Source organism: Mesorhizobium sp. WSM4836, from assembly GCF_055811815.1.
The window spans coordinates 49,372-66,635 of record NZ_JBVVQF010000005.1 but is presented as its reverse complement, the minus strand read 5'-3'; the positions used below and the strand labels follow the sequence as shown (position 1 = coordinate 66,635).

The 17,264-nt window shown below is 62.9% G+C and carries 18 protein-coding genes; 11 read left to right on the top strand and 7 right to left on the bottom strand.

Features of this window, described 5'->3' with window-relative positions:
* Nucleotides 1-120: 120 nt before the first annotated feature.
* Nucleotides 121-918: an SDR family oxidoreductase gene (locus AC0L2P_RS08145; RefSeq protein WP_473500702.1), complete on the bottom strand. Its 798-nt coding sequence runs from the start codon at nucleotides 916-918 to the stop codon at nucleotides 121-123.
* A gap of 77 nt (nucleotides 919-995) precedes the next feature.
* Nucleotides 996-2,153, bottom strand: a complete 1,158-nt coding sequence (locus tag AC0L2P_RS08140) for a fumarylacetoacetate hydrolase family protein (protein ID WP_473500701.1) — start codon at nucleotides 2,151-2,153, stop codon at nucleotides 996-998.
* A 225-nt stretch (nucleotides 2,154-2,378) separates the two neighbouring features.
* Here AC0L2P_RS08140 and AC0L2P_RS08135 point away from each other — a divergent pair, with 225 nt between their 5' ends.
* The 7 genes from AC0L2P_RS08135 (at nucleotide 2,379) to AC0L2P_RS08105 (ending at nucleotide 9,885) form a co-directional block, all read left to right on the top strand.
* The gene (locus AC0L2P_RS08135) at nucleotides 2,379-3,659 is read left to right on the top strand and encodes an NAD(P)/FAD-dependent oxidoreductase (protein ID WP_473500700.1); all 1,281 of its coding nucleotides are present in this window, start codon (nucleotides 2,379-2,381) and stop codon (nucleotides 3,657-3,659) included.
* A gap of 85 nt (nucleotides 3,660-3,744) precedes the next feature.
* Nucleotides 3,745-4,632 (top strand): ABC transporter permease, encoded by an 888-nt coding sequence (locus AC0L2P_RS08130; RefSeq protein ID WP_473500699.1) that lies wholly within the window; start codon nucleotides 3,745-3,747, stop codon nucleotides 4,630-4,632.
* The gene (locus AC0L2P_RS08125; protein WP_473500698.1) at nucleotides 4,629-5,507 is read left to right on the top strand and encodes an ABC transporter permease; all 879 of its coding nucleotides are present in this window, start codon (nucleotides 4,629-4,631) and stop codon (nucleotides 5,505-5,507) included. Before AC0L2P_RS08130 ends, AC0L2P_RS08125 begins: the two co-directional genes overlap by 4 nt.
* Nucleotides 5,492-6,562: an ABC transporter substrate-binding protein gene (locus AC0L2P_RS08120; protein WP_473500697.1), complete on the top strand. Its 1,071-nt coding sequence runs from the start codon at nucleotides 5,492-5,494 to the stop codon at nucleotides 6,560-6,562. The genes AC0L2P_RS08125 and AC0L2P_RS08120 overlap by 16 nt, the downstream gene beginning before the upstream one ends.
* Nucleotides 6,563-6,740: 178 nt before the next feature.
* A complete protein-coding gene (locus AC0L2P_RS08115; protein WP_473500696.1) occupies nucleotides 6,741-7,349 on the top strand; it encodes a cupin domain-containing protein in 609 nt (202 codons plus the stop codon).
* Nucleotides 7,339-8,424: an ABC transporter ATP-binding protein gene (locus AC0L2P_RS08110; protein WP_473500695.1), complete on the top strand. Its 1,086-nt coding sequence runs from the start codon at nucleotides 7,339-7,341 to the stop codon at nucleotides 8,422-8,424. Before AC0L2P_RS08115 ends, AC0L2P_RS08110 begins: the two co-directional genes overlap by 11 nt.
* 33 nt (nucleotides 8,425-8,457) lie before the next feature.
* Nucleotides 8,458-9,885 (top strand): aldehyde dehydrogenase family protein, encoded by a 1,428-nt coding sequence (locus AC0L2P_RS08105; protein WP_473500694.1) that lies wholly within the window; start codon nucleotides 8,458-8,460, stop codon nucleotides 9,883-9,885.
* 125 nt (nucleotides 9,886-10,010) lie between these two features.
* On the opposite strand, the gene AC0L2P_RS08100 is transcribed toward AC0L2P_RS08105, so the two are convergent.
* Both AC0L2P_RS08100 and AC0L2P_RS08095 read right to left on the bottom strand, forming a co-directional pair.
* Nucleotides 10,011-10,496, bottom strand: a complete 486-nt coding sequence (locus tag AC0L2P_RS08100) for an SRPBCC family protein (protein WP_473500693.1) — start codon at nucleotides 10,494-10,496, stop codon at nucleotides 10,011-10,013.
* Nucleotides 10,493-10,843, bottom strand: coding sequence for an ArsR/SmtB family transcription factor (locus tag AC0L2P_RS08095; RefSeq protein ID WP_473500692.1), 351 nt, complete (start codon nucleotides 10,841-10,843; stop codon nucleotides 10,493-10,495). Before AC0L2P_RS08095 ends, AC0L2P_RS08100 begins: the two co-directional genes overlap by 4 nt.
* A 171-nt stretch (nucleotides 10,844-11,014) precedes the next feature.
* Between AC0L2P_RS08095 and AC0L2P_RS08090 the strand changes: the two genes are divergently transcribed.
* Nucleotides 11,015-11,368: an ArsC family reductase gene (locus AC0L2P_RS08090; RefSeq protein WP_473500691.1), complete on the top strand. Its 354-nt coding sequence runs from the start codon at nucleotides 11,015-11,017 to the stop codon at nucleotides 11,366-11,368.
* A 192-nt stretch (nucleotides 11,369-11,560) separates the two neighbouring features.
* Here the strand turns inward: AC0L2P_RS08090 and AC0L2P_RS08085 are convergent, their stop codons facing one another.
* From AC0L2P_RS08085 to AC0L2P_RS08075, 3 genes are all read right to left on the bottom strand, one after another.
* Nucleotides 11,561-11,917 (bottom strand): DUF488 domain-containing protein, encoded by a 357-nt coding sequence (locus AC0L2P_RS08085; protein ID WP_473500690.1) that lies wholly within the window; start codon nucleotides 11,915-11,917, stop codon nucleotides 11,561-11,563.
* A 57-nt stretch (nucleotides 11,918-11,974) separates the two neighbouring features.
* A complete protein-coding gene (locus tag AC0L2P_RS08080; protein ID WP_473500689.1) occupies nucleotides 11,975-13,231 on the bottom strand; it encodes an aminopeptidase in 1,257 nt (418 codons plus the stop codon).
* 80 nt (nucleotides 13,232-13,311) lie between these two features.
* Nucleotides 13,312-14,226 (bottom strand): LysR substrate-binding domain-containing protein, encoded by a 915-nt coding sequence (locus AC0L2P_RS08075; RefSeq protein ID WP_473500688.1) that lies wholly within the window; start codon nucleotides 14,224-14,226, stop codon nucleotides 13,312-13,314.
* A 96-nt stretch (nucleotides 14,227-14,322) separates the two neighbouring features.
* On the opposite strand from AC0L2P_RS08075, the gene AC0L2P_RS08070 reads away from it, so the two are divergent.
* The 3 genes from AC0L2P_RS08070 (at nucleotide 14,323) to sbmA (ending at nucleotide 17,120) form a co-directional block, all read left to right on the top strand.
* A complete protein-coding gene (locus AC0L2P_RS08070; protein WP_473500687.1) occupies nucleotides 14,323-14,550 on the top strand; it encodes a hypothetical protein in 228 nt (75 codons plus the stop codon).
* A gap of 44 nt (nucleotides 14,551-14,594) precedes the next feature.
* Nucleotides 14,595-15,749: a YbfB/YjiJ family MFS transporter gene (locus AC0L2P_RS08065; protein ID WP_473500686.1), complete on the top strand. Its 1,155-nt coding sequence runs from the start codon at nucleotides 14,595-14,597 to the stop codon at nucleotides 15,747-15,749.
* A 114-nt stretch (nucleotides 15,750-15,863) separates the two neighbouring features.
* The gene (gene sbmA / locus AC0L2P_RS08060) at nucleotides 15,864-17,120 is read left to right on the top strand and encodes a peptide antibiotic transporter SbmA (RefSeq protein ID WP_473500685.1); all 1,257 of its coding nucleotides are present in this window, start codon (nucleotides 15,864-15,866) and stop codon (nucleotides 17,118-17,120) included.
* Nucleotides 17,121-17,264 lie beyond the last annotated feature (144 nt).

The following is a 17,264-nucleotide window of genomic DNA, read 5'->3' as shown; positions in this document are numbered from 1 at the left end:
CGATGGCAAGCCTCCATTGCCAATGGACGTTGGCGCAAGGCACCACGCCATCAGCAATCGCATCAGATTGCATCAGTTTGGCTGATATTTTCCACGCAGGCGACGATCGGCTTGCGACCGTCATGCAATGCCGCGCGGCGGCGCGCCGAGCACGGATTGCTCTAGGTCGATCAGCGTCCCGGTCATCAGCCCGGAGGCGTCGCTGAGCAGGAACAGCGCTAGCCGGGCGACTTCGTCCATGGTCAGCAATCGACCAAGGGGCAGCCCGGCGGCGGCGATCTTTTTCCAGTTTTCGCCCTTGCCCAGCGTGCGCGCCTGCATCTCTTGTTCGGCCGGCGTCGCTACCCAGCCCATGTTGATGCCGTTGACGCGGATGCGATCGGAAAGATGCGCGTTGGCGATGTTTCTGGTCAGCGTCGAAAGCGCGCCCTTGGTTGCGGAATAGATGGCAAGGTCCGGCGCACCGCAATGCGCATTCACAGACAGTATGTTGACGATGGCGCCCGCCGCCCGCCGTGTCTTCATGTCGGCTACGGCCGCCTGCATGAGGAAGAACGGCGCGCGCGCATTGACGGAAAACAACCTGTCCCAGTCGTCGATTGTGCCAGTTTGCAGCGAGGCCCGGTCGGTGAGGGCCGCGGCGTTCACCAGACAATCGATGCGGCCAAGTCTTTTGATCGCTTCCGCCATGACAGCTGCAGGCGCGGCCGGATCTCGAAGGTCGGCCTGGATGAAGACGACGGGCCGGCTTGGTCGTGAAAGCTCTTCGGCTATGCGTCTGCCACGCTCGGCATTGCGGCCGACAATAGCGATCCCTTCGCCGCCGTCGGGGGCTGAGGCCAGCCGGGCGATGGTCTCGCCAAGCCCTTGCGTTCCGCCGGTAACAACAAGCATCTTGCCCTCAAGAGCGACGATCAATGGACTCTCCCGAATGCCTACGAGCAGGTAATTCCAATCAGAGAATTCTAGAATCTATCGGATGTTAGGCGGGGGGACTAGATGAGGTCGGCCCTTGCGAGATCGCGCATCAGGTGACTGGCACCGTAAGTCCAGTGCGGACAGTCGGGCGACAACCGCACCCGGTTGACCAACGCGCCGAACTTCTCCGACGAGATGGTGACGATGTCGCCGACCTTGTGGGTAAAGCCCTTGCCTTTTTCGCCGCGATCCTTCGACGGCACGAACATGGTGCCGAGATAAAGCGCCAGCCCATCGGGGTATTGATGATGGGGCCCCATGGCGGCGGCGACCAACTCTTCCGGCGAGCGGCTGATTTCAGCCATCGAACTGGCGCCCTCCAGCGAGAATCCGTCCTCGCCTTCGACTTTCAACCGTACGATCGCCTGCTTCACGTCGCCGATGGAAAATGTCTCGTCGAACAGCCGGATAAAGGGGCCAAGTGCTGCCGAAGCGTTGTTGTCCTTGGCTTTGCCGAGCAGCAGCGCCGAGCGCCCCTCGACGTCGCGCAGATTGACGTCGTTGCCAATCGTCGCCCCGACAATCCTGCCGCTGCTGGCGGCAATCGTGGCGATCTCCGGCTCCGGATTGTTCCATGTCGAAACCGGATGCAGGCCGACATCGGCGCCGAAGCCGACCGAGGCCATCGGTTGGCATTTGGTGAAGATCTCGGCATCGGGGCCGATGCCGACTTCCAGATATTGCGACCAGGCGCCGCGCGCAATCAGCTTGGCCTTGATCTCCATCGCTTCCGGCGAGCCGGGCTTGAGCTTCGACAGATCGTGGCCGATCAGCCCGGCAATGTCGGCGCGAATGGCGTCGGCCTTTTCCGCCGAGCCGCGCGCCTGCTCCTCGATCACCCGTTCGAGCAGGCTGACGACGAAGGTGACGCCAGACGCCTTGATCGCCTGCAGGTCGACGGGGGACAGCAGGTACGGTTTCCCCGGATCGCGCGCTGTCTCGAAGCTGTTGGCGGCAATGGCATCGAGCGGGCCGATCGGCCGCCCCTTTGCCGAGCGGACGTGTCCTGCCGGATCCGGCAATTCGCAAACGTCGCGTACGGTCGGTGCCACATTTGACGTGATGTCGAAGACTGTACCGTCGCGCACCGTGACTACCAGCGGATGGGAAGCATCGCTCGCCCGGGTGCGGCCTACGAAAAGACCCTCGGCGGGCAAATGGGTGGCGTTCGTCATGGCTTACATTTCCTGTTGTCTTGTCCTTCGGCCGCGGCACTTTCAACAAATTCCCGCCAAAGGTCTATCCCGCTTGCAGGGCGAGCTTTGTCAATTCTTTCAAGCGGTCTTCGCATCGCTGGACCGTGATCGAGCCCGACGTGCGCCAATGGCGACGCAAAACGCTCTTTCAAAATAATGAAACCGTCGCTAGGGTTTTCACCACTGAAATCTCCAGGGTGACGCTTGCTCTTACGGTTTTCCGATCCAATCTGGCAGAAGCCGCGGACACCCGCGTTCCAGTCGCTTTTTCCAGCCGGCCAATGCGTCGATGTCGTCATCGTCGGTGGCGGCATCATGGGGCTGTCGACAGCCTTGCACGCCGCCCGGCTCGGCCTTGCCGTCCAGGTGCTGGAGGCCGGCGAAATCGGCAGCGGCGCGTCCGGCCTGAACGGCGGCCAGGTCATTCCCGGCCTGAAATACGATCCGGACTGGCTGCTGGAGCATTTTGGTCTCGAACGCGGCGAGGCGCTTGTCAACTTTGCCGCCTCGACGGCGGATGCCGTTTTCGAATTGATCCGCGACGAAAGACTGGCTGTGCCGTTCGTTCGCAATGGCTGGATCCAGGCCGCGCATACCGAGACCGCGCTGCAAGCGGCGGCGAACCGGGATCGGCAGTGGCGCGCTCGCGGCGCCGATGTCCGGCTGCTGAGCGCGACGGAGATCGCGACGATGACCGGCGCGCAAGGCTATCTCGGCGGCTGGCTCGATCGCCGCGCCGGCGTCATCGATCCGCTCGCCTACACGTCGGAACTGGCGCGCGTCGCTGCAGCGGCGGGCGTGAAGATCGCCGAGCGCCAGAACGTGATGCAGATCAGCAAGAATACCGGCATTTGGCACGTTTCAACGGAAAGCGGCGCCGAACTCAAGGCCAAGGCGATTGTCCTGGCGACCAATGCCTATACCGGCGGCCTGCTCCCCGGCCTCGCCGAGACGATCGTTCCGCTGCATTCCTTTCAGATCGCGACAGCACCGCTATCGTCCAATCTCGCGGCGGCGATCCTGCCGGAAGGGCAGGCAGTGTCGGATTCGCGCCGCATCCTCGTCTATTACCGCAAGAGTGCCGACGGCCGGCTGGTGCTCGGTGGGCGCGGCCGCATGGCCTTGCCGAACGGCCCGGCCGACTGGGCGCATCTGGAACGCGCGCTGCTGCGGCTCTACCCGGCGCTGTCCGATGTGGCCATTGAAAAGCGCTGGTTCGGCCGGGTGGCGATGACGCCGGACCATCTCCCGCATATCCACGAGCCAGAGAAGGGTCTGCTGGCGGTCGTCGGTTGCCAGGGCCGCGGCGTCGGCCTGATGACTGCGCTTGGCGAGCGCATCGCCTCCTATTTGTCGAGCGGCGACACCAGGCAATTGCCGTTGCCGATATCGCCGATCCGGCCGATCCCGTTTCACGCCTTTCGGCAGGTCGGCGTTGCCGCGACGATCGCCTTGTACCGGATGCTGGACGCCTTCGAACGCTGACGTTTCATGCCCAAACGTGAAACAGCTTGACAGCTTCACGAATATGAAAAAAGCTTAGTCGATTTCAAATTCCGATGGACAGCCGATGTCGACCATCGCCGCAATGCAGCCGCTGCCGGAAACCCGGTCTCCGCCGGGTTTTCGCTTCGCAATGCTGCTGCCCGGCGGGCTGGTCACCTTTCTGCTGATCCTTTTCGCGCTTGGCCTGGTGTTTTTCCTCGCGTTCCGCGGCAATGACGGTTCGCTGCTGGGGGCTGGTTTCACCCTTGCGAATTTCGTCACTGTGACAACCGATCCGCTGTACTGGACGGTAACGCTGCGCTCGCTGAGCATCGCCGGACTGGTGACGCTGGTAACTGTCGTCACCGCCTATCCTGTCGCCTACTATCTGGCCTTTCATGCCAGGCGGCGGCGCGGGCTGCTGCTGTTCCTGCTGACCCTGCCGTTCTGGACCAGCTATCTGCTGCGTGTCTTCGCCTGGAAGATCGTGCTTGCCTATAATGGCGTGCTGAACTCGGCGCTGATCGAAAGCGGCATCTGGTCGGAGCCGACATTGGTGTTCTTGAATACGCCGGCAGCGGTGGTCGTCACGCTTGCCCACGCTTATGCGCCGTTCGCCATCCTGCCCATCTATGTGGCGCTGGACACCATCCCGAAATCGTTGCTCGAAGCTGCTTCCGATCTCGGCGCAAAACCGTTCACCAGTTTCCGTCGCATCGTGCTGCCTAATTCGATGCCGGGCGTGCTGGCGGCGGCCCTCATCGTCTTCGTGCCGACCGTCGGCGATTACGTGACGCCGGCGCTGGTCGGCGGCCCTGCCAGCACGATGATCGGCACGCTGATCCAGGCCGAGTTCGGCAAGGCCAATGACTGGCCGTTCGGCGCCGCGCTCGCCGTCGCCGTCATGCTGGTCATTCTCGCCGTGGTGCTGGTGGTGCGCTTCGCCGACCGCCGATACGGCAGCCGCACATGAACACGGCGCGTATCGATGCAAGGCAGGGCGGCGGCTGGCTGGGAGCCTACGTCCTTGCCTATCTCGTGTTCCTGTATCTGCCGATATTGCTGATTCCGCTGTTTTCCTTCAACAATTCGATCGAGGCAGCATTTCCGCTGCAAGGCTTCACGTTTGGGTGGTACGGCACGCTGGTCGGCAATTCGGCGCTGTCCGGTGCGCTTGCCACCAGCCTCGTCATCGGCGCCATTGCCGCCACTGGCGCAACGCTCTGCGGCATCACAGTGTCCTATATGGACCTTTACAGCCGCTCGCCGCTGGCCGCCACGATCAGTGCCATAGCGCGGCTGCCGATCCTGATCCCAGGCGTCATCGTCGGCATAGCGCTGCTCATCCTGGTCAATCTTGCCGGTTTCGGGCCGTCGCGCATTGCCATCGTGCTCGGTCATATATTGGTGGCGCTGCCGACGACGGTGGTGGTCATGCGCAGCCGCTTCGCCGCTATTCCGACGACCATCCGCGAGGCAGCGCTCGACCTCGGCGCCTCGGACTGGACGACCTTCAGACGGGTGATGCTGCCGCTCAGCCTGCCCGCCATCATTTCGGCGTTCATGCTGGCCTTCCTGACCTCGTTCGACGAGTTTATCGTCGCCTTCTTCCTCGCCGGCACCGAGCCGACGCTGCCGCTTTATATCTGGAGTCAGCTGCGCTTCCCGAAATCGCTGCCAACCGTCATGGCGCTCGGCACGGCAATCCTGGCCGTGTCCTTCGTCATCGCCGCACTCGCCGAAATCCTGCGCCATCGCGGGCTCGCTGCGGCCCGGCGGCCAGCGTCCGCCAACCTGTCAAAACCAGAAGAAACCGAAAGAGGAGAACTGCAATGGCATTCGACCTGAAATCGACGACGGCAAAGATGGCGAAAACTGGACTGGCCGCCCTCGCGCTGGCGCTTGCATCCACCGTCGCCTTTGCCGGCGACAAGCTGCAATATTTCACCTGGTCGGGCTATGAACTGCCCGACTTCAACAAGAGCTTCCTCGCGGCGCACCCCGATGGTGTCGAAGCCTCGATGTTCGGCGACGACGATGATGCTTTCACCAAGGTCAAGGCCGGCTTCCGCCCGGATGTCGCGCACCCTTGCTATGACAAGGTGGCGCGCTGGAACAAGGAAGGCCTGCTGCAGCCGATCGACACCAAGCGCATCAAGAACTGGGATTCGATCTTCCCGGTCTTCAAGAACCTGCCCGACCTGCAGGCCGGCGACGGCAAGGTCTGGATGGTGCCGTGGGACTGGGGCAACACCTCGATCCTCTACCGCACCGATCTGGTGAAGAATCCAGAAGCCAGCTGGAACCTGCTCTGGGACAAGCAATATGCCGGGCGTATGGCGACCATCGATGCCGTCCACGACACACCGGTGGTGGCGGCCCTTCTTGCCGGCGTCAATCCATTCGACATGACACCGGAACAGATGGACAAGGTGGCGGAAAAACTGCGTGAGCAGCGCCCGCTGCTCTCGAACTACACCACTGATATGACCTCGGTCGAACAGGCATTGGCGAGCGGCCAGCTGGTCGCCGCCATGACCTGGAATGCCTCGGCCACCTCGCTGAAGAAGCAGGGTGTGCCTGTGGAGTTCATGAAGCCGAAGGAAGGCATGCTGACTTGGGCTTGCGGCTTCGTCATGCTCAAGGACGCCAAGAACGTCGACCTTGCCTATGACTTCATCAACAGCCGGCTGGAGACGGACTCGGGCAAATACCTGATCCAGGCCTACGGCTATGGCAGCTCGACCAGCTCGGCTTTCGCGGCCGTGCCGAAGGAGGAGTTGGAGAAACTGCAGCTGCCTCCCGATCCCGAGGTGATGCTGAAGACCACCGTCTTCACCGGACCGATGAAACAGAATGACCAACTCGCCAAGATGTTCGAGAAGGTCAAGGCAGGCGGCTGAGCCTGGTCCGTCCTTCTCCCCTTGCGGGAGAAGGTGTCGCCGAAGGCGACGGATGAGGGTGTTCCAGATGGCACCCACGGCACTCCGGCCAACACCCCTCATCCGTCTCGGCGCTTCGCGCCGATCCACCTTCTCCCAGAAGGGGGAAGGGGAAACCCTACCAAGCAAGGACGAACGAATGGACATGCTGGACGAAGCGGCTGAGAAGCCGAAGGACGACGCCGACGTCAGGGTCGGCCGGCGCGTGCGGGCGCTCAGGCTGGAGCGCAATCTCTCGCTGGCCGAACTTGCCGCCAGGGCCGGTGTGTCGATCGGTGCGCTGAGCCAGATCGAGCGCGGCATGTCGTCGTTGCGGGTACGGGTGATCTGGCCGCTCGCCGCCGCACTCGACATCGAGCCGTCGGCGCTGATCGTTGACGGCAACGATGCCGGCAACGACCTCTATTGTGTGCGCGCCAACAGCCGGCGCCAGATCCCGGTAAAGTCGGAAGGCATCGCCAAGGCGCTGCTGTCGCCGCCGGCCGCCACACTCACCGGCATGCTGGTGACCGTGGAAGCCGGTGGCGGCACCGCCGAAGCCTATGCCCATGCCGGCCATGAATTCGGCTTCGTCCTGTCAGGCGAGGTCGAACTGGTGGTCGATTCGACCAGATACGGGCTGAAGGCCGGCGACAGCTTCGCCTTCAAGAGCACCTTGCTGCATGCCTTCCGCAATCCGGGCAGCGAGCGCTGCCAGATCCTGTGGGTCAACACCACCAAACCATCCGAGGTTCGCGATGGCGCCTGATCCGCTCGTCCGGCTGGACAAGGTCTCCAAGATTTTCCCCGGCGGCATCATCGGGCTCGACACCGTCGATCTCGACATTTCGCACGGCGAGTTCCTGACCCTGCTCGGACCGTCCGGCTGCGGCAAGACCACCAGCCTGCGGGTCATCGCCGGCTTCGAGAGCCCGTCGAACGGCAGGGTCCTGCTCGAAGGGCGCGACATCACGGCGCTCAGGCCCTTCGACCGTCCGGTCAACACCGTATTCCAGGACTACGCGCTGTTCCCGCACATGAACGTCGCCGAAAATGTCGGCTTCGGCTTGTCGCTGCGCAAGCTTTCCGGTGCCGAACAGGCAAGGCGCGTCGGCGCAGCGCTCGACATGGTCGGCCTTGCCGAAAAGCTCGGCGCCCGCGTGTCCGAATTGTCGGGTGGCCAGCGCCAGCGCGTCGCGCTTGCCCGCGCCATCGTCTGCGAGCCGCGTGTGCTGCTGCTTGACGAGCCGCTGTCGGCGCTCGACGCGCATCTGCGCGAGCAGATGCAGGTCGAACTGAAGCGGCTGCAGTCGCGGCTTGGCACTACTTTCGTCATGGTCACGCACGACCAGACCGAGGCGCTGTCGATCTCAGACCGCATTGTCGTCATGAACAAGGGCCGCATAGAGCAGATCGCGCCGCCGGCGACCCTTTACGATCGGCCCGCCACCAAATTCGTCGCCAGCTTCATCGGCACCATGAACCTTCTGCAGTCGCGCTTTGTCGGCCGTGACGGCGAGCGCTTACTGTTCACCGCCGGCGTCCTGCCGCTGGATGCGATTTCGGATAAAGGCGAGCTGCCTAGCGAGGGCACTGTGCGCACCATTGGCGTGCGTCCGGAGGACCTTTTGGCCACGACCGAGGCTGCGGCCGGTACTGCACCGGTGCGGGTGAACAGCATCGTCTTTCACGGCCGCACCTTGCGCCTTCATGCAGAGCTGGGGCAAGGGACACAGGTGGTCATCGACGCGCCGCGCCGGGCGGAGGGCTTTCAATTCAGCGTCGGCGATGTGGCGCATATCAGCCTGCGCCGTGGTGCCAACTGCCCTATGCTGCCTAGCTAGTCTCACTCATTTCTGAAAACCGGAGCACGGCCCATGAGCAATCATCTCAATTTCTTCATCGGCGGCAAATGGGTCGGCCCCGTGGTTCCGGCAACGCTGGATGTGACCGATCCGTCCACCGAAGAGGCCTACACCAAAATCTCGGTCGGCTCGAAAGCCGATGTCGACAAGGCCGTGGCGGCAGCCAAGGCGGCATTCCCGGCCTTCTCGCAAACGAGCAAGGCCGAGCGACTGAAGCTGCTGAAGCGTATCCTCGAAGTCTACAATGAGCGCTACGAGGACATCGCCCAGGCGGTCAGCCAGGAAATGGGCGCGCCGATCAGGTGGGCGCGCGAGGCGCAGGCCTGGGCGGGCAGAGCGCATATGGAAGCCGCCATTAAGGCGCTGGAGGACTACGAATTCAGCGAAAAGCGCGGCACCACCATGGTGGTCAAGGAGCCGATCGGCGTCTGCGCGCTGATTACACCGTGGAACTGGCCGCTCAACCAGATCGTCTGCAAGGTGGCGCCGGCCATCGCGGCCGGCTGCACCGTCGTTTTAAAGCCTTCCGAAATCGCGCCGATCAGCGGCATCGTCTTTTCCGAAGTAATGGAGGCCGCCGGCACGCCGAAGGGCGTCTACAACATGGTCAATGGCACCGGTCCGGATGTCGGCCAGGTCATGGCCGGCCATCCCGATATCGACATGGTCTCGTTCACCGGCTCGACCCGGGCCGGCATCATCGTCGCCAAGACGGCGGCCGAGACGGTCAAGCGCGTGGCGCAGGAGCTCGGCGGCAAATCGGCCAACATCGTGCTGGCCGACGCTGACTTCGAAGCGGCCGTGCGCAAGGGCGTCAAGGCGTGTTTCGGCAATAGCGGCCAGTCCTGCGACGCGCCGACCCGCATGCTGGTGCCGGCCGCCCGCCACGACGAAGCGCTGACCATCGCCAAAAGGGCGGCCGAAGCGCACAAGGTCGGCGACCCGCGCTCGGAAGAGACCAAGCTCGGGCCGGTGGTCAGCAACATCCAGTTCGACAAGATCCAGCGGCTGATCGAGGCCGGTATCGCCGAGGGCGCAACGCTGGTCACCGGCGGCCCCGGCCGGCCGGAGCACCTCAACCGTGGCTACTATGTGCGGCCGACCGTTTTCGGCCACGTCAGGCCCGGCATGACCATCGAGAAGGAAGAGATCTTCGGGCCGGTTCTGTCGGTCATCTCCTACGAGGACGATGATGATGCGGTGAAGATCGCCAACGACACCGTCTACGGCCTGGCCGCCTATGTGCAGTCCGGGGATATCGACCACGCCCGCAAGATTGCCAGCCGCCTGCGTGCCGGCCAGGTCTCGATCAACTATCCGGAATGGGACACGTTCGCGCCGTTCGGCGGCTACAAGCAGTCCGGCAACGGCCGCGAATACGCCGACTGGGCGATCCACGATTTCCTCGAGATCAAGGGCATCATCGGCTATGGCGCCTGAGCCTTCGACATTGGCATTACACCAACCGTCAAATTTGTTGCGATGTTTGGTGCCTTCGGCACCGGCGTTCGGCTGAACGGCCACGACGGCTCCGTGGCCGCACTGTGAGTGCGAAGCGGGTCTCCTCAGATCGTCTCGACGTAGCCCGCCAACTGTTCCGCCACCGTGCCCCAGCCGTCGTAGAAGCCCATCTCCTCGTGGCTGTTGCGCGTGGCTTCGTCGCGGTGGATGGCGGTCGCGGTGTAGCGCGTCGTCTCGCCATGCGATTGCAGCGATATGACCGCTGTAATGAATGGATCGCCTGACGGCCGGTAGCCTGGCAGCAGCGCGTCGGTCCACACCAGCCGCTCGTTCGGGACGATCTCGAGGTAGCAGCAACGCCTGTCGTTGACCTCCTTGCCGTCGGGTGACTGCATGCGGGTGCGGAACAGACCGCCGGGCCGCAGGTCGATCTCGCAATCGGTGATGATCCACGGCTTCGGCGTGAACCATTGGCGGACATGCTCGGGCTTCGTTAGGGCCATCCACAGCAGTTCTCGCGGCGCCTCGATCATCCGTTCGAGCACGAGGTCGAGCTTCGGATCGGGTTGGAACAACGGGACCATATTCATCTGTCTTTCTCCTTGAGTTTCAGGACGTAGTCGTCGAACTGGTCGAGACGGCGCTCCCACAGCGCACGCTGCTCGGCCAGCCAGTTTTCCGCGAGCTTCAACGGCTCCGGCGAGAGCCGGTAGGTCCTGACGCGGCCTGCCTTCTCCGAATGCACCAGCCCGCAGCCTTCCAGAACCCTGAGATGCTCGATGAAGGATGGCAGGGCCATCTCGAACGGCTGCGCAAGCTCGCTGACCGAGGCGGGGCTTCGGTTCAGCCGCTCGACCACGCGCCGCCGGGTAGGATCGGCGAGCGCCCGGAAAATGCCGTCGATGGGCGGGGGGCTTTCGGTCTGCAGGCCCGTCATGGTCGTTTCCTTGCCTCGGCTATTTCGCGTGACCAGAGTTAGCTTAGAAACACTTAGGGAAATTCCTTACTATTGGCAAGCGCGAAATCGCAGATGCCCGGCGAGGCCGCTGGAAAACCGAGAGGCGCGGTTTTAGGGTGCCGTCAGATTCGACTGGTCCGAGGACGCGTTTTGACGATCACCATGTACGGCATCACCAATTGCGATACGGTGAAGAAGGCGCGTTCCTGGCTGGCGAGCCATGATGTTGCCTATCGCTTTCACGACTACAGCGCAGACGGGCTTGACGCGGATCGGCTGAACGGCTGGTCAGGCAAGGTCGGCTGGGAAATCCTGCTCAACAAGGCGAGCACAACGTTCCGTGAACTGTCGGAGGAGGACAGACTGGGCCTGGACGAGAAGAAGGCCAAGGCGCTGATGCTGGCCAAACCGACGATGATAAAGCGACCGGTGCTGGAACTTGGCGATCGCATACTGGTTGGCTTCAAGCCTGATGTTTATCAAGAGGCGATCGGTAGGAAGTAGAACCGACCCACCGCGATCCGTCGCGCCCCCCCTCTGTCCTGCCGGACATCTCCCCCTCTAGTGGGGAGATTGGATGTCACTTCGGCTTTCGCTAGTCTCCAAAGAAAAGCGCTTTCGGCGAAGCTGCCAATCTCCCCCCTTGAGGGGGAGATGGCCGGCAGGCCAGAGGGGGGCGCTGTCCCGCCGGCGTTACTAATTGATCCCACGCAAATAGCTCGCCAGTGCCACCGCATTGTTGTGCGCCTCGTCATGCGCGCCGTAGAGCAGCGTCACCTTGCCTTCACGGAGCAAGGCGCGCAGTTCCGCCACCGCCTCGCCGTTCCGGTCGAGCTCATCGCGGTATCGCCGCTTGAACTCCGCCCAGCGCGCCGGCTCATGACCGAACCATTTGCGCAATTCATTGCTTGGCGCGATGTCCTTCAGCCAGACGGTCAGCGCCGCGTCCTGCTTGGCGATGCCGCGCGGCCATATGCGATCCACCAGCACCCGCTGCCCGTCATCGGACGCCGGCGGCTCATAGATGCGCTTTACCGCGAGCTCCATTGCCAACTCCGCATGGGCCAGCAGGCGACGCTGCTTGCTGGCTTTCGCTTAGAGGTCCCCGGCCTAAACCCACTCGCCCTTGCGCATCACCGGCACGCGGCTGCCGTCCTTATGGACGCCGTCTATGTCGATCTTGTCCGAGCCGATCATCCAGTCGATGTGGATGAAACTCTTGTTGCCGCCGCGCGCCGCGATCTCGTCCTGGCTGAGCGAGGCGCCGTCGACGAAGCACTTCGAATAGCACTGGCCAAGCGCGATGTGGCAGGCGGCGTTCTCGTCGAACAGCGTGTTGAAGAACAAGAGCCCGCTCTTGGCGATCGGCGAGGAATGCGGCACCAGCGCCACCTCGCCGAGACGGCGCGAGCCTTCGTCTGTGTCCAGCACTTTTTGCAGTACATCCTCACCTTTCGAAGCTTTTGCCTCGACGATACGGCCCGCCTCGAAACGCACCGCAATGCCGTCGATCAGCGTGCCCTGGTAGGACAGCGGCTTGGTGCTCGTGACATGGCCTTCGACGCGCCTTGCATGCGGCGTGGTGAAAACCTCTTCGGTCGGGATGTTGGGGTTGCAGGTGATGCCGTTCTTGGCGGTCGAGGCGCCGCCCATCCACTCGTGGCCGTCAGCCAGCCCGACGGTCAGGTCGGTGCCGGGGCCGGTGAAATGCAGCGCGTGGAAATTGTGGCCGTTCAGCCATTCGGTGCGGCTCTTCAGCGCCGCATTGTGCGCCGTCCAGTTGCCGATCGGGTCTTCGACGTCCACCCGCGAGGCGGCAAAGATGGCGTCGGCAAGCTTGGCCACGGCGACGTCTTCGGCGTCGTTCGGAAACACTTGTTTGGCCCAGGCCTGATCGGGATAAGCCACAATGTTCCAGTTGATGTCGAAGCCGGTGATCTTCTCCAGCGCCGGCTGGTAGGCCATCGAATTCGCCTTGTTGGCACGCGCCACCTTTGCCGGGTCCTGAGAAGAAAGCAGCGACGGATCCTCGCCGCGCACGGCAAGCCTGGCCGCATTATTGGCGAAGGCTTTTGCCATGCCTTCATAGAGCCAGCCGGCGGCGCGGTCGAAGCCGGCGTCGGCGCCGTAGCGGAAGCGCGCCAGCGTGATCTCGTCGTCGTTGAAGATCGGCGTCACCAGGCCGGCACCTGCCTTGTAGGCGTGCTCGACGATCCGCCGCGTCAGAGGCAGCGCGGCAACAGACGAGGTCAGCACCAGATCCTGACCGGGCTGCAATTGCAGCCCGATCTTGACGGCGACCTCCGCCAGCCTGTCGAGCTTCACCGGGTCGATGCTTGCGGAAACGCCGCGCGAATGTGTGGTCATAATCCTGCCTGCCGTGATTGGGGACTGTTCTTTACATAGACCGGCGCTACCGACCTTTCCACCGTGATGTGCCGGCAGGCTCAGCTGGCGCTCTCGAGCGACCTGAACTGCGCCATCGTCGCCTCGATCTCCTCGCGCACCCAGATCTTGAATTCCCTGACCTTGCGGCTTTCGCTCTTGCTGGCCGAGGTCACCAGCCAATAGCCGAGCCCGCTCTGGGCGCGTACGCCGAACGGCGCGACAAGCCGGCCGTCGGCCAGCGCGTCGGCGGCCAGCAACTGCCAGCCGAGCATGACGCCGTGACCGGCAATCGCGGATTCCAGGCACAGCATCGGATCTGTGAAGCGCGCGCCTTTCATGAAGGTGACCGGCTCCACCCCGGCCGCTTCGAACCAGCTCTCCCAACTGATCATCGATCTTTCGTCGGTGATCGCACAGGTCAAAGCAAGGTCTTCGATCGATTTCAGATTGCTGGCGATCACCGGTGCACAGACCGGAAACACCTCTTGCGCCAGCAGCAATTCGGACCGCCCACCGGGCCATTTGCCGTCGCCGAGCCGGATGGCGACGTCGATGTCCGAACGATCGAGATCGGCAAGCCGCACCGAGGCGTCGATGCGAAGGAGCACGTTCGGATGTCGGGCAAAATGCCGCGACAGCCGCGGCAGCAGCCATTTCGAGGCGAAGGCCGGCGCCACCGAAACCACCAGCGTGCACTCGGAGCTTTCATCGGCAAGCGCCACCGCCTGTGCGAGTTCGCGAAACCCGGTGCTGAGCCGGGCAGTAAAGACGTTGCCGAATTCCGTCGCCGCCAGGCCAGCTGGCGTTCGTTCGAACAACGCCCGGCCGAGCTGCCTTTCTGTCCGGTTGATCTGCTGGCTGACGGCGCTGACCGAGACGTTGAGCTCGCCGGCCGCCGCCGCGAGCGACCCCAGGCGGGCGACGGCTTCGACGGCGCGCAAGCCGTTGAGATGTACACGGTTCAGCATAGCCATACAGTTTTTCTAAACTCGAACGGCTGAAATCTCAATTGCCAGACACTGCCGGGTGCCGGATTCTAAGTGGGCTACTCAGAGCGAGGAGGCAATCTGATGAAGATTTTGTCATGGCTCGGAGCCTTTTCCCCGCTCGGAACGCAGCCGCTCCCGCATGACAGCGAGGCCACCAGCTGGGTGACCGATCCGCTGTCGCATCCGGTTCTCGACACCATGTCGGAGCGCGAGCTCGCCGACATGCCGTTCAGGCTGACGGCGCGTCGTACCCGCTTCGAGACGGCCCCGGCTGACATGCGGAGACGCACGGACGTACTGGCCCAATAAAAGACGGATTGTCTCACCGGCAGGCGCACCTATGGTGCACTGCAATGAACATCGCTTCGCCCTTGCGTCTCGCAATCGCCGGCATGATTGCCCTGGCCGTCGCCATGGGCATCGGCCGCTTCGTCTACACGCCGATCCTGCCCGGCATGATGCAAGAGCTCGATCTGTCGCCGGCCGATGCCGGCTGGATCGCATCGGCCAATTATCTCGGCTACCTCGTCGGCGCGCTTGCCGCCACCGGTGGCTGGGCGCAAGGCTGCGAGCGCCAGCTGATGCTGGCCGGCCTTGCCGCCACCGCGATCCTCGCCGGGCTGATGGGTCTGAGCGGCACCATGGCCGCCTTTCTCCTCATCCGCTTTCTTGCCGGCCTCGCCAGCGCCTTCGTGCTGGTCTTCATGACCAGCATCGTTTTCGGTCATCTCGCCGCAGCCGGGCGAAACGACCTGCAGGCGCCGTATTTCGGCGGTGTCGGCCTCGGTATCGCGGCGTCCTCGGCGCTGTTGGCAGTCCTCGTCACCGAACATGCCAGCTGGGCGGCGGGCTGGCTGTGGTCAGCGGCGATTTCGGCCTGCGGCTTTGCAGCCGTCGCCTTGCTGGCGGGCGGCACCTCGGCCGCGAGCAGCACCACCGGGAGCGAGCCGGCACTGCCAAAGGACCGGTCGCTGGTGAAAATCATCGTCGCCTACGGCCTGTTCGGCTTCGGCTACATCGTCACGGCAACGTTCCTGGTCGCCATCGTCCGCCAGGGCGGCGGCGGCCGCGTCTTCGAGGCGGTGGTCTGGATGGTCACCGGCCTTGCCGGTTTCCCGTCGGTCTGGCTGTGGCAGAAGCTCGCGGCCAGGATCGGGCTCTATGCCACCTACGCCCTGGGCTGCCTGGTCGAGGTGGTCGGTGTCAGCGCCAGTGTCGTCATCGGCGGGCGCACCGGGCCGCTGCTGGGCGGCCTTCTCGTCGGGGGCACCTTTATCGCCATCACCGCGCTTGGCCTGCAGGCCGGCAGGCAGCTTGCTCCACGAGCACCACGCCGGATGCTGGCGGTGATGACGGCCGCCTTCGGCCTCGGCCAGATCATCGGCCCAGTCGTCGCCGGGCTGCTCGCGCAGGCCTCGGGGAACTTTTTCCTCGCCTCGATCATGGCCGCAGCCGTCCTGCTCGCTTCCGGTGCGATCGCCTGGTCGGCTGCGCCAAAATCGCCATGATTATGGTCTTGCTCGACGACGGGATTGGGTAGCGGGCATTTTCTTTGCCACTAATGTGTGACTTTATGCGCGCTGAACCCGCTGATTTGCGCATCGACCGAGGATTTCCCTACAGTGTTCGTATCGTTTTTTCCGCAGCCGAAGGTCTTCTTCACCTCGGCCGTCGTATGGAGTCTCGCCGGAATTCTGTTCTGGTTCTTTGGCGGGGAACAGCTCGGCGCGCTGGTCGGTCTGCCCCCAGCACCGGCAGGTGTTCCTCCAATCCTCGGAATGACGATCTTCTGGACCAAGCCGTTTATCTGGTTCTATATCTATTTCGGTTTTCTGGTTGGCGCCTTTTACGCCTTCTGGCGCTTTTATTCTCCTCATCCCTGGCAGAACTGGTCGATCCTCGGTTCGGCGCTGATCCTGTTTTCGACATATCTTAACGTGCAGATTTATGTGGCGCTGAACACTTGGCGCGGGCCCTTTTTTGATCTCTTTCAGAAAGCGATTACGACTGCCGGCTCGGTGACCGCCGGCGAACTCTATTCAATGTTCTGGATCTACGCATGGATTGGCGCTTCGGGCATGGCCTTGTTCGTCGTCACCCGGTTCTTCGTCAGCCACTATATCTTCCGCTGGCGCACGGCCATGAACGATTACTATATGACCCACTGGCAGAGATTAAGGCATATCGAAGGCGCCTCTCAGCGCGTGCAGGAGGACACGATGCGGTTCTCCACCACGATGGAAGGCCTTGGTGTATCTCTCGTTGACTCCATGATGACGTTGATAGCGTTCCTGCCATTGCTCGCGCAACTCTCCAGCCACGTGAAGGTCTTACCTCTTGTTGGCGAAATTCCCTATTCTTTGGTTGTAGCCGCCGTCACCTGGTCGATCTTCGGTACGGTTCTTCTCATGATTGCTGGCGTAAAACTGCCAGGGTTGGAGTTCAAAAATCAGCGCGTCGAGGCCGCCTACCGCAAAGAGCTTGTATACGGCGAAGACGATGCGGCGCGTGCAGCACCGCCGACAGTGGCCGAACTCTTTGCGCATGTCAGACGCAACTATTTCACCCTCTACTTTCACTATGCGTATTTCAATGTCGTTCGATCCGGCTATCTGCAGGCAGATGCCATCTTCTCCAGCTTGATCCTCATTCCCACGATTGCTGCTGGTACGATCACCCTAGGCATTTGGCAGCAGGTTTCCACCGCTTTCGGCCAGGTCAGCTCCTCATTTCAGTATTTGGTCAATGCCTGGCCGACGATCGTCGAGTTGATCTCCATCCACAAACGCCTGCGTGCTTTCGAGGCGACGCTGGAAGGGGAGCCGCTGCCTGCAATCGACCAGCGCTTTCTGAAGCACCAGGAAGTCGATCCGGCCTGAGGCTGTTGGAGGTAAGGACGTGGGGGGGGGCGCCCCCCCCCCCCCCCCGCGGGCCGCCCCCCCCCCCCCCCCCAAAAAAAAAAAAAAAAAAAAATAAAAAAAAAAAAAAAGAAACCACACCCGCACAAAGGTACAGCCGCGGAG